Below are 11,684 nucleotides of genomic sequence, written 5' to 3' on the forward strand. Positions count from 1 at the left end.
TCCAGGGCGGCCTTGGCGCGGATGATCGCGGCGGAGTCGTTGGCAGTCACGTGGCGTGCTTCCAGCGCGGCGGCAGCGCCGGCACCGTCGAGACGGTCCATGTTGGCTTCACTGGCGTGGCCGGCGTTGGCGCCCTTGATCACCGCTGCACCGGTGTCCTCGTTGTCGACTTCATCCCAGCTCAGCATTGAAATACTCCCTTCTGTTCTGTGTTGACGGCATGAGAACCCGTCCAAAAATATGCGATTTGCAGGCTGTCAGGCATTGAAATAGTGCGCATAGTGTGGTCGGTAAATACCGATACTGCACACTATGTAGTGGTCTGTTTTGTTTGTGGGCACACTATATGGGGTGTAACACGGTTGGTCAACGAACAAGAAGGGCGCAACTGTCGCAGAGGCCAGCGCCTAAGCTAATTCTAAAAAGATATTTATTGGCGGTTTTTAAGATCGTTTAGCTTGGACGCTTCTAACCGATTTTGTTCAAGGAGCGAGCCGCCGATGTCCCACGTGCAGTCAATCACTACCTTGCCGCTGTTGGACCTGTCGCAACTCGAGGGCAGTGCGCAGCAGCGTCAGCAGTTTCTTGATGAGCTGCGCCTGGCGGCGCGGCATATCGGGTTTTTCTACCTGACCGGCCATGGCATCGACCCGGCACTGTTGGCCGAAGTGCAGCAACAGGCGCGCGCATTTTTTGCCTTGCCCGAGGCCGACAAGCTGGCGGTGGCCATGCTCAATTCAGCGCATTTTCGCGGCTACAACCGCGCCGCCTCCGAGATCACCCGTGGCCAACCGGATCTGCGCGAACAGTTCGACGTCGGCGCCGAGCGCGAGCCTTTGCCGGTGGACCAATACCCGGCCGCCTGGGCGCGCCTGCAAGGCCCCAACCAATGGCCGACTGCGCTGCCCCACCTCAAGCCGCTGGTGTTGGGCTGGCAGCAGGCGATGACGCAAATGGCGCTGCGCCTGCTGCGCGCCTTCGCCCAAGCCCTGTCCCTGCCGGAAAACGCGTTTGACGCACTGTACGGCGACACACCCAACGAACATATCAAGTTGATCCGCTACCCAGGCCGCCACGCCCAGCAAAGTCGCCAGGGCGTGGGCGCCCACAAGGACTCCGGGTTCCTCAGCTTTCTGCTGCAAGACCAGCAGGCCGGTTTGCAGGTGGAAGTGGAAGAGGGCCGCTGGATCGATGCGTCGCCGCGCCCCGATACCCTGGTAGTCAATATCGGCGAGCTGCTTGAACTGGCCAGCAACGGTTACCTGCGCGCCACGGTGCACCGGGTGGTGTCGCCGCCGGTGGGCAGCGAGCGCTTGTCCCTGGCGTTTTTCCTGGGGGCGCAACTGGACGCAGTGGTGCCGGTGTACCAACTGGCGCCCGAGCTGTTGCGCGATGCCCACGGCCCCGAGAGCGATCCGCGCAACCCGTTGCTGCGTGACGTGGGCTGGAACTACCTCAAGGGTCGCCTGCGTTCCCACCCCGATGTCGCCCAACGTTTCTACACCGACGCCACGTTGCCCCACGCACTGTCCGCCTGATCAGGAGATCACCCATGTTGAAAACCACCACCCTTACCCTGGCGGCGTTGCTGGCCTCATTCAGTGTGTCGGCCGCCGATGCGTTGCGCGTGGCCGCTGACCCGATTCCCCACGCGCAGATCCTGGAATACGTGCAGAAACTCGACCCGAGCCTGAACCTGAAGATCATCGAAATCCCCAGCGGTGTGAATTCCAACGAACTGCTGGCCCATGGCGATGTGGATGCCAATTACTTCCAGCACTTGCCGTACCTCAATTCCCAGGAGCAGGCCCTGGGCCAGAAGTTCGCCGTGGCCGCCACTGTGCATATCGAGCCGCTGGGCATCTATTCCCGCCGCCACAAAAGCTTTGCCCAGGTTCCGGACAAAGGCACTGTGGCGGTGCCGAACAATGTCACCAACCTCAGCCGTGCCCTGTACCTGTTGCAAGCCAACGGCCTGATCAAGCTCAAGCCCGGTTTCAACGACGCCTCCAAGGACCAGGCCACACCCAAGGACATTGCCGAAAACCCCAGGCACTTGAAGATCCTGGAAATCGAATCGCCGCAAATCCCCCGCGCCTTGGATGATGTGGACCTGGCCGTGATCAATGGCAACTTCGCCCTGGAAGCCGGGTTGGAACCGGCCAAGGATGCCTTGGGCCTGGAGCAGGCCAAGGGCAACCCCTACGCGAATATCCTGGTGACCACGCCGAAGCTGCTGCAAGACCCGCGCATCCAGCAGTTGGCCAATGATCTGCGTTCGCCGGCGGTGGCCAAGTTCATTACCGAGAAATACGCCGGTTCGGTGATTCCGGTGGCCGTCGAATGATCGTTGTCGAGGGTGTCAGCAAAACCTACGCCGACGGCCAGCCGGCGGCGCTGGATAACGTGTCGTTGCAGATCGCCGACGGCGCGATCTTCGGCATCGTCGGGCGCAGCGGCGCGGGTAAAAGCACCTTGCTGCGCTGCCTGAATCTGCTCGAACGGCCCACATCCGGGCGTATCCTGCTCGACGGCGAGGACCTGACCCAGCTCAGCGACAAGCAACTGCGCCAGCAACGCCAGCGCATCGGCATGATCTTCCAAGGCTTCAACCTGCTGCATTCGCGCAACGTGGCGGATAACGTCGCGGTGCCGCTGGAAATCGCCAAGGTGCCCAAGCCCGAACGCGCTGCGCGCGTCGCAGAACTGCTGGCCCTGGTGGGCTTGAGTGACAAGGCCCAGGCGTTTCCTTCGCAGTTGTCCGGCGGGCAGAAGCAGCGCGTCGGCATTGCCCGTGCGTTGGCAGCGCGGCCGGCCTATTTGCTGTCGGATGAAGCCACCAGCGCCCTCGACCCGGAAACCACCGCCTCGATTCTTGAACTGTTGCGCGACATCAACCGGCAACTCGGCGTGACCATTGTGTTGATCACCCACGAACTGGACGTGGTCAAGGCCATCTGCGACAGCGCAGTGTCCCTGGCCGATGGGCGCGTGGTGGAAAGCGGCACGCTCCTGCAATTGCAGGCCGACCCGTCTTCACGCCTGGGCCGTTCGCTGGCGCCGAGCCTGCAAGTGGTGAGGGCCGTATGAAAACCGATTGGAACGACATCCTGCAGTTGTTGCTCAACGCCACCGGCGAAACCCTCTACATGGTGCTGCTGGCCGGGTTGTTTACCTTGCTGATCGGCCTGCCGTTGGGCGTGTTGCTGTTTATCAGCCGACGCGATGGCCTGTTGCCGTTGCCCCGCCTCAACCGGGCGCTCGGCGGGGTGATCAACCTGGGGCGTTCACTGCCGTTCGTGGTGATGTTGATCGCGCTGATCCCACTGACACGCCTGATCGTCGGCACCACCCTGGGCAGTACCGCCGCCGTGGTGCCGATCACCATTGGCGCGTTTCCGTTCTTTGCGCGCATTGTCGAAACCGCCCTGGATGAAGTGGACAAGGGCCGTATCGAAGCCATCGTGGCCATGGGCGGTGATATTCGCCATGTGATCCTCAAGGTGCTGCTGCCCGAGGCCTTGCCGGCGCTGGTGGCCGGTGTGACCTTGACCCTGGTGATGCTGATCGGCTTTTCGTCCATGGCCGGGGTGATCGGCGGCGGCGGGCTGGGTGACCTGGCGATCCGCTACGGTTACCAGCGTTTCAATAACCAGATCATGGTGGTCACGGTGATCGTGCTGGTGGTGCTGGTACAGGGCGTGCAGAGCCTGGGGGATCGTTGCGTGCGGTCCCTGGCCCATCGCCGCTAGAGCGACCGCGCCGTGCGGTGCTGATTTCCTACCGCTTGGCGCGTCGATTGCCCGGCTGTTATCAGAGCAAACGCTTGGCTGTTTCGCACAATTCTTACATCGCGGCTCAGGCGCAGTACTGATAATCCGGCTCCCTAGCCTGAGCCGAGTATGCGCATGACCACGATTTCCCCGCACACGAGCACCACCTTCCAGACACTCCAGCAATTAATGCAGCGCGATCAACGCGGTGAGGGCATTGCGCACAAGGGATTGCAGTCCAAGTCGTCAGATGACGCCACCCAACAGCTATGGCGAAAGAGCTCTGGCTGGTCGGACGAAAATGGTGATGGACGTACCGATGTGACCTATGAGTTTCGCGCTCCTCCAGCCGGCGCGGATACACGCCAGTCCGGCAAAGCCGGCTTGACGCCGGTTGGCGAAAACCAACGGAAACAGACCGTGCTCAGTTTGCAAGCTATCGAAGATGTGGCCAACGTGCAGTTCACCCAGGGGCCGAGAAGCCCCAGCAGCGAGGGGCATATCACGATCGGCAATTACGGCCAGAGGACTGATGGCACTGGCCGTCCTAATACCCACCATGCCCATTATCCTGGCCCCGCCGATAAAAACGGTGGTGATGTCTGGTTTGTGAATACAAAAAAAGAGTCGGCGGTTGCCGACGCGGCCCTTGGCAGTTCCGGTCGGAACACCATCACGCATGAGCTGGGACACGCTATGGGGCTCGCCCACCCTGGAGTCTATGAGGGTACCGGGTTGAAACAAGGGCAGGTCGATTCCCATGAGGATTCTCTTAGCCACACCGTCATGAGCTACAGAGGCGAGCGCAATACCTACATGAACCACCAAGGATTTAAGGCGTCGGCGCCGCAACTGGACGATATCAGTGCTTACCAGAAGAAATACGGTGCCAACCGCGAGACCCGCAACGACGACACGACCTATGGTTTCAACTCTAATACGGATCGAGATTTCCTGAGTGTCCAGGCCCCTGGCGACAAAATCGTGGCATCCATTTGGGATGGCGGCGGCGTCGATACACTGGACTTCTCCGGGTACCCCCAGGATCAGCAAATCAGCCTGAGGGAAGGGACCTTCTCCGACGTGGGCGGCCTCAAGGGCAATATCTCTATCGCCCACGGTACAACCATTGAGAATGCCATCGGCGGTGCCGGCAACGACGCGCTGGTGGGTAATGAGGCTGACAACACGCTGAAAGGCGGCGACGGCAACGACCGCTTATACGGCGGTCAAGGTGCCGACACACTGTGGGGTGGAGCGGGCAAGGACGTATTTGTCTACGGGAATGCCAGTGAATCGACTCAGGGCTCCCGCGATCGGATCATGGATTTTGTCAGCGGAGAAGATAGTGTCGATGTGTCTGGCCTCAGGGCGGCAATGGGCAAGGATGCGCTGACGTTCGTCAACGAATTTTCCGGGGCCGCCGGTGAGGCGAGGCTAGATTATAACCCGGTTCTGAACATGAGTTCGTTGCAGATTGCCGGCAAGCATAGTGAGGCGCCCTTTGTCCTTGAGGTGGAGGGCAAACTGCAACGCGGCGATATCGTAGGTTGATTCCCTACCGGAGGGTCTGGCGCAACAGCCCTTCAAACACCCGCTGCACCCGTGGCTCATCGGTATGGGCCACATTAAAACGCATCGAATCACGATGGGCCGGGTCGTAGCCAAACAGCGCGCCCGGCGCCAGCACCATGCTGCGTTTCAATGCTTCTTGGGCCAACAGTTCGCCGTTGACCCCCGGTGGCAGGCGCGCCCAGATAAACATCCCGCCTTCATACGCCATCGGCAACTCACAGCCGCAGCGCTTGAGCCATTGCTCGACGCGCCCCCCGGCCTCCATCAAGCGTTGGACCATGCGCTTGCGGTGCTTGGCGTAGCTGCCTTCGCTGAGCATGCGGTAGACGATCTGCTCGAACAGCTCCGAGGTCACGCCGCCGCTCATCAACTTCATATTGGTCAGGTTGGCCGCCAGTTGCGGTGCGGCCACCACAAAGCTGACGCGGGTGTTGGCGCTCAGAATCTTGGAAAAGCCCGACAGGTAGGTGACCTGATCCAGACCGGCGACGGCCGCCAGGCGCGGTGGCGGGTTGGGGTGAAGGTCACCGTAGAGGTCGTCCTCGACGATATGGCAGTGGTACTGCTGGGTCAGTTGCAGCAGCCGAAACGCCTGGCTTGGGCTGAAGGAATGGCCGGTCGGGTTATGCAGCACGCTGGTGGTCAAGTACAGGCTGGGCCGGTGTTCGGCCAGTCGCTGTTCGAGGGCGACGAAATCGAAACCATCCGGGCGGCGCTGGATGGTTACGACCTTGACGCCATGCAGCGCCAGGTTGGCGTGGAAGTTGAAGTAGCACGGCGCGTCGAGCAGCACCGTGTCGCCGGGGCGGGCGAGCAGGCGCATGAGCATGTCCAGGCCCTGCACGGTGTTGGGGGTAGTGATGATCTGCTCCACCGGCACCGACAACCCTTCGCCGTGCAGCTTCTGTTGCAGGGCCTGGCGCAACGGCAGCAACCCGGCTGGCGTGCCCAGCCCGGCGATGCGCAGCGACGGCGCGCGCACCACGCTGCGCATGGCCTGGCGGATGGCGTCGGCGTCCAGCCATTCTTCCGGCAGGTGGCCGCCGCCGGGACGCAGTTCGCCGCTGGCAGTGACCAGGGGCCGACGCAAGACGCTGAGCAGATCCTGGGGCAGCAGGTCGACCCACGCCACCGAGGCCGGGCGTGCGCTGTCCATCGCCACAAAGTAGCCACGGCCCTGGCTTGAGGTGAGCAGGTGGCGCCCGCGCAGGCGGTCCAGGGCTTCATTGAGGGTGAACTTGCTGACGCCCAGGGTCTGGGTCAGTTCGCGCACCGATGGCAACTTGCTGCCGGGCGCCCATTCGCCGTTCTCGATGGCCTGGCTGAACGCCTCGACGATCTGTTGCACCTTCGGCGTGCCGTCCACAAAGGCGATGGCGGATACGAACATAAACCTTCCTTGTGTTTACAGGTGATTTTACCGGTGAAGTTAGGCCGGATTAGGCATCACTTCACCTGCCTTGTGCAATGCCGCTGCCCTAGACTGCGCGCCATCTCGCCGGGAATTGGCGAACTTTCCTACCAGCGAGCCATGGATTTCGCATTCTCATGAAGACTTATATGTGTGCGCCCTGCGGATTTATGTACGTAGAAGAATTGGGCATTCCTGAAGACGGAATCCCGGCCGGCACCCCTTGGGAAGAGGTGCCGGAAGACTGGACATGCCCGGATTGCGGCGTGACCAAGGCCGATTTCATGGCCATTGAACTGTAACCCTCCATCACGAAAGGAATCGCTCCATGGAAAGTAATCTGATCAACGCCGCCGTACCGTTCTGTACCGGCGTGGCCCACCAGAAATACCTGGCCGCCGAGAAGGGCCTGGACACCGCCATCGAAGGCGGCTGCACTCACTGGTATATCGATGGCAGTCTGTTCGGCGAAATGGTCGATGACTGGACCGATGAACGCATCGCCAGCCTGCAAGTGCAGATCGCGGCCACCGGTGTGAAGCCCGTCTACCACGGCAACTTCAAGGCGCCGCTGGGCAGTGACGTCGAAGCCTTTCGCGTGGCGGCCGTGGCGTATGTGAAAAAGGAAGTCGACATTGCCAGCCGTCTGGGCGCGCCGTTGATCATCCACGGGGGCTGCATCGTCGAACCAAAAATGGTGCTGATGGCCAAGAAAGTCGCCCTGGAGCACTACCTCAAGTCGGTGCAGGAACTGGCACGGTACGCCGAGGCCAAGGGCGTGGACATCTACCTGGAAAACCTGTCGAACTACGTCAACTACCGGCCGTTCCACTACATCTTCACCCACGAAGCGGAATACGCCTTTGTGTTCGAGCGCCTGCAGGCCCACAGCAACGTGTACTTCTTCCTCGACGCCGGCCACGCCAATATCGAGAACGGCCTGCCGGCCGAGGTGGTGCGCAAGTATCACCACCTGATCAAGGGCATTTCCTTCAGCAACAACAATGGCGTGCAGGACCAGCACTTCGGCATTCATGACGGTAACTGCGATTACGCCGACGTGGTGCAGGCCATTGTCGAAACCAACTGGAAAGGCCTTGTGGCCTTCGAAACCCGCAACCAGACGGCCAAGGCCGCCCTCGGTGAGCTGGCGGTGATGTACCGCGAATCCCTGGCCACCGAGATCGCTGTCGCTTGATGGAAGCCGGGGCGGCGCCGGTGCGCCCGTCCCACGGCTGTCGTTTCTACTTACTGAAGGCCCTGGCCCATGACCACTGCGTTAACCCTGTCTTCGTTTCTCTATTTCCTGTTGTTCTGCGCCACCATGACCTTCAGCCCCGGCCCCATGACCCTGTTGCTGCTGAGCCTGGGCTTGAAGGACGGTTTGCGCAGCTCGATCCCCGCGCAGATCGGCGCCAGTGTGTCGTACCTGATTTCGATCCTGATTTTCGCCGTGGGCTTCTCGGAGTTGATCAAGGGCAACCTCGCGATCACCCAGACCATCCAGTTTGTCGGCGTAGCCTACATTCTTTACCTGGCCTACAAACAGTGGACCAGCAGCGGCGTGGCGATCGGCAGGGCCGGCGCCGTGGAGGGCTCGCGCAGCCTGTTCGGCAAAGGGCTGCTGACCGGGTTTTCCAACCCCAAGACCATCATCATGTTCAGCGCGGTGTTCCCGCAGTTTGCCGGGGCAGGGGAGCACAGTTCGGCGGCGGATATCGCCATCCTCGGCGCGACGTTCCTGTTGCTGCAATTTGCCAGCGGCTGCCTGTATTGCTACTTCGGCCAGCGCATCAAGCACGTCCTGGAAAACCCCAGGCGCCGCGTGCTGCTGCAGCGGGTCACGGCGGTGCTGCTGCTGGGTGTAGCGTTGATGCTGGCCCGGGGCTTTTCCCACTGAGCGCTTTGGATCGGGCATTTGCGCGGGTAATGAGCTTATGAGTGGTAGTGGCGAATTACTGGCGCCCTGATAGACTCCAGGCATTCATCCAGGATTAACCCCGACCATGCCAGCCGCCGGAGGAAAAGGACTTCCGCTCGCTATTCGCTTGTACAAATCCCGTACCCTGGGGCTGACGCTCGGTTTGGTGTGTGTGGTCTTTGGCATGTATCCGCTGCACCCGTCCCCCTGGGTGTGGGCGTGGATGCTCATCAACGCGTTTGTCTGGCCCCATCTGGCGTTCCAACTTTCCTTGAGAACCGCCAACACGCTGCGCACTGAGCGTGGCAACCTGTTGTTCGATTCGTTCTGTGGCGGCTTCTGGGTCGGTGCCATGCACTTCAACCCGCTGCCCAGCGTCACCACACTGTCGATGATGACCATGAACAACGTGGCCCTCGGCGGCCCGCGCCTGATGCTGGCGGGGTGGTTGGCGCAGGCGCTGGGCATCGGCGCCTCGCTGCTGATCTTCGCGCCGGCCTTTGTCGCCACCACCACCCAGGCCCAACTCTACGCATGCCTGCCGATCCTGATGCTGTATCCCCTGGCGCTTGGCTGGATCTGCTACCGCCAGGCCGTAAACCTGGCCCGGCACAAACGTGAATTACTCGCCCTGAGCCGCACCGACAGCCTGACCGGGCTGCTCAACCATGGCGCCTGGAAAGATCACCTGGAGATTGAATTCCAACGCTGCCGCCGCGAGCAGCAGGGCGCCGCGATTGCGCTGATCGACATCGACCATTTCAAGACCATCAACGACACCTACGGCCACGTCACGGGCGATATCGTCCTGCGCCAACTCGGTAAAATACTGCGCCAGAACCTGCGCGCCACCGACCTGGCCGGACGCTACGGCGGCGACGAATTCTGCGTGATCCTACCGGGAATGCCGCTCAACCGGGCCACGGAAGTGATGGATGCGTTGCGTGATCGCTTCAACGCCCTGGCATACGCCCAGGACTCGACGTTGCGTGCCAGCTTGAGCATCGGCCTGGCGCCGTATCAACCCGAACATGCCGACTCCATCGGCTGGCTCAACGATGCCGACCAGGCACTGTATGAAGCCAAGAGCAGCGGGCGCAACCGTGTCAGCGCGGTGCACGGGAGTTGGTTGCGGTCCGTTTAGTGGGGTAGGGTGTGGCGGCCCCCCAACAAAAAACAAGGACCGGTTTATGCTCTTCACCTTCCCCCGTACGCTCCTGGCCGCCACGCTGGCCTTGTCCTTCGCACTCCCGGCCTACAGCGCCGAACCCCACAAGCAGATCCAGGCGGATGCCCAGCAGTACAAGGCCGAGGCCCTGAAACTGCTGGAGCGCCTGGTGAATATCGACTCCGGCTCCGGCTACGGGCCGGGCCTGACCCAGGTCAGCGACATCGCCGTGGATGAGCTGAAGCAGTTGGGCTTCACCATCGAACGCGTGCCGGACGCCGCCGCCAACAGCAACCATGTGATTGCCACCCTCAAGGGCACCGGCAAGGCCAGGATCCTGCTGATGGCCCACATGGACACCGTGTTCAAGGAAGGCTCGGCTGCAGAACGCCCGTTTCACATCAAGGACGGTCGCGCCTATGGCCCCGGCGTAATGGATGACAAGGGCGGCATCGTCGCAGGCATCTACGCACTCAAAATCTTGAAAAACCAAGGTTTCAAGGACTACGCGCAAATCACCTTCCTGCTCGACGCCAGCGAAGAAACCGGCTCCGACATCGCCTCCGAGCTGATCCGCACCACCGCCAAGGCCCACGACGTCACCCTCAACCTCGAACCCGGCCGCCCCGCCGACGGCCTGGTGGTATGGCGCAAAGGCAGCGCCACCGCCGTGGTCGAAGTCAAAGGCAAAGCTGCCCACGCCGGCGTTGCCCCGGAACTGGGCCGCAACGCCGCCATGGAAGCCGCGCACCAGATCCTGCAACTGGGCAAGCTGGGTGATGAAGAGAAGAAAACCACCATCAACTTCACCGTGATCAAGGCCGGCGACCGCACCAACGTGATTCCAGACCAAGCCACCGCCAAGGCGGATGTCCGCGCAGCCTTGCCGGAAGAGTTTGATCGGATCGAGAAAGACCTGGTGCGGGTTTCAGCCAACAAACTGATCCCGGACACCGAAGTGACCACCACCCTCAAACGCGGCCTGCCGCCAATGCCACAGACGGCGGAGTCGGACAAGTTGGTAGCGATTGCCCAAGGGATCTATGGGGAATTGGGCAAGAAGCTGACCATTGAAGGCAGCGGCGGCGCGGCGGATGCGAGTTTGTCGGCCGGAGTGGGGACACCGACGCTGGATGGTTTTGGAATTGTGGGGGGCAATATTCACACGGCCGAGGAGTATGCGGAGGTGGAGAGTGTGGTGCCTCGGGTTTACCTGTTGAGTCGAATGATTATGGAATTGGCGAAGCGGTGAATTGACGGTACACAGTGTGGACTTTGTGGTGAGCAGGCTTGCCCTGCTTACCACAGAAAGTGGTGCGATTAGTCTTGAATTGATTCGGACCAGCGTTGGCAGAAATCATGTTGCTGCTGAATGTCGTTGGTGAGGTCGCGATCCTCGTAAGCAAAAATATGTACGTATTCGCCGTCTGGGTTGCCCATAGTCAGTTCGTAGGCAATAAGGCCATTCGACATATGTGAGGACATTCCAGATGTGTGAACATTGATTTTTGAGCCCTTGCACAAAAAACTAATATTTTTCAAATCGGCTCTCAATAAGCCAAAGCTGTCGAACAGGTCTGGTGCTGTATAGGTTTTTCGTTCGCCATTATTCAACAGCAGGCTAAGAGTTGGCTTTCCCGCTTCGTATTCGACCACTGCGCTTTCACGTATACCCTTGTTGAGGATGATTATTTCACGTGATTTCATGGGTGTTCCCTGTTGGGAGTCAATATTGTGTACCCAATTAAGGTGCCGTCTTCGGTGGCGGGTGAGGCACCTAAAATAGCTGTGGAGTCTATACGTCCGTCCGAGTGGGCCTTTGTGGTGAGCAGGCTT

Annotated in this window: 12 protein-coding genes and 1 pseudogene; 10 read left to right on the forward strand and 3 right to left on the reverse strand. The window is 60.8% G+C overall.

The features are described from left to right. Nucleotides 1–188: pseudogene (locus IQK56_RS26620) on the reverse strand (ribonucleotide-diphosphate reductase subunit beta); the annotation flags it as partial. A gap of 312 nt (nt 189–500) precedes the next feature. Between IQK56_RS26620 and IQK56_RS26625 the strand changes: the two are divergent. The 5 genes from IQK56_RS26625 to IQK56_RS26645 all read left to right on the forward strand — a co-directional run bounded on the left by IQK56_RS26625 (nt 501) and on the right by IQK56_RS26645 (nt 5,327). Then, complete coding sequence (locus tag IQK56_RS26625; protein ID WP_150761331.1) at nt 501–1,538, forward strand: isopenicillin N synthase family dioxygenase; 1,038 nt, start codon at nt 501–503, stop codon at nt 1,536–1,538. Between the two features lie 14 nt (nt 1,539–1,552). Then, on the forward strand, nt 1,553–2,347 hold the full coding sequence (locus tag IQK56_RS26630; protein WP_150677008.1) for a MetQ/NlpA family ABC transporter substrate-binding protein: 795 nt from the start codon (nt 1,553–1,555) through the stop codon (nt 2,345–2,347). Continuing rightward, entirely contained in the window at nt 2,344–3,090 is a 747-nt protein-coding gene (locus IQK56_RS26635; protein ID WP_193864190.1) for a methionine ABC transporter ATP-binding protein, read from the forward strand. The genes IQK56_RS26630 and IQK56_RS26635 overlap by 4 nt, the downstream gene beginning before the upstream one ends. Further along, complete coding sequence (locus IQK56_RS26640) at nt 3,087–3,752, forward strand: methionine ABC transporter permease (protein ID WP_122305754.1); 666 nt, start codon at nt 3,087–3,089, stop codon at nt 3,750–3,752. The genes IQK56_RS26635 and IQK56_RS26640 overlap by 4 nt, the downstream gene beginning before the upstream one ends. A gap of 156 nt (nt 3,753–3,908) precedes the next feature. Further along, complete coding sequence (locus IQK56_RS26645; RefSeq protein WP_150761332.1) at nt 3,909–5,327, forward strand: M10 family metallopeptidase C-terminal domain-containing protein; 1,419 nt, start codon at nt 3,909–3,911, stop codon at nt 5,325–5,327. Nucleotides 5,328–5,331: 4 nt separating this feature from the next. On the opposite strand, the gene IQK56_RS26650 is transcribed toward IQK56_RS26645, so the two are convergent. After that, a complete protein-coding gene (locus IQK56_RS26650; protein WP_122305755.1) occupies nt 5,332–6,738 on the reverse strand; it encodes an aminotransferase-like domain-containing protein in 1,407 nt (468 codons plus the stop codon). 158 nt (nt 6,739–6,896) lie between these two features. On the opposite strand from IQK56_RS26650, the gene IQK56_RS26655 reads away from it, so the two are divergent. The 5 genes from IQK56_RS26655 to IQK56_RS26675 all read left to right on the forward strand — a co-directional run bounded on the left by IQK56_RS26655 (nt 6,897) and on the right by IQK56_RS26675 (nt 11,100). After that, nucleotides 6,897–7,061: a rubredoxin gene (locus IQK56_RS26655; RefSeq protein WP_016968943.1), complete on the forward strand. Its 165-nt coding sequence runs from the start codon at nt 6,897–6,899 to the stop codon at nt 7,059–7,061. Between the two features lie 26 nt (nt 7,062–7,087). After that, nucleotides 7,088–7,957: a sugar phosphate isomerase/epimerase family protein gene (locus IQK56_RS26660; protein ID WP_193901884.1), complete on the forward strand. Its 870-nt coding sequence runs from the start codon at nt 7,088–7,090 to the stop codon at nt 7,955–7,957. A gap of 69 nt (nt 7,958–8,026) precedes the next feature. Then, complete coding sequence (locus IQK56_RS26665; RefSeq protein WP_122305757.1) at nt 8,027–8,659, forward strand: LysE family translocator; 633 nt, start codon at nt 8,027–8,029, stop codon at nt 8,657–8,659. Between the two features lie 106 nt (nt 8,660–8,765). Next, nucleotides 8,766–9,824 carry a diguanylate cyclase gene (locus tag IQK56_RS26670; protein ID WP_122305758.1) on the forward strand — a complete coding sequence of 353 codons (1,059 nt, stop codon included), beginning with the start codon at nt 8,766–8,768 and terminating at the stop codon, nt 9,822–9,824. Between the two features lie 46 nt (nt 9,825–9,870). Beyond that, complete coding sequence (locus tag IQK56_RS26675) at nt 9,871–11,100, forward strand: M20/M25/M40 family metallo-hydrolase (protein ID WP_193864191.1); 1,230 nt, start codon at nt 9,871–9,873, stop codon at nt 11,098–11,100. 68 nt (nt 11,101–11,168) lie between these two features. Here the strand turns inward: IQK56_RS26675 and IQK56_RS26685 are convergent, their stop codons facing one another. Continuing rightward, on the reverse strand, nt 11,169–11,555 hold the full coding sequence (locus tag IQK56_RS26685; protein ID WP_193864192.1) for a hypothetical protein: 387 nt from the start codon (nt 11,553–11,555) through the stop codon (nt 11,169–11,171). Between the last annotated feature and the right edge of the window lie 129 nt (nt 11,556–11,684).

The organism is Pseudomonas cyclaminis (assembly GCF_015163715.1).
GTDB lineage: Bacteria > Pseudomonadota > Gammaproteobacteria > Pseudomonadales > Pseudomonadaceae > Aquipseudomonas > Aquipseudomonas cyclaminis.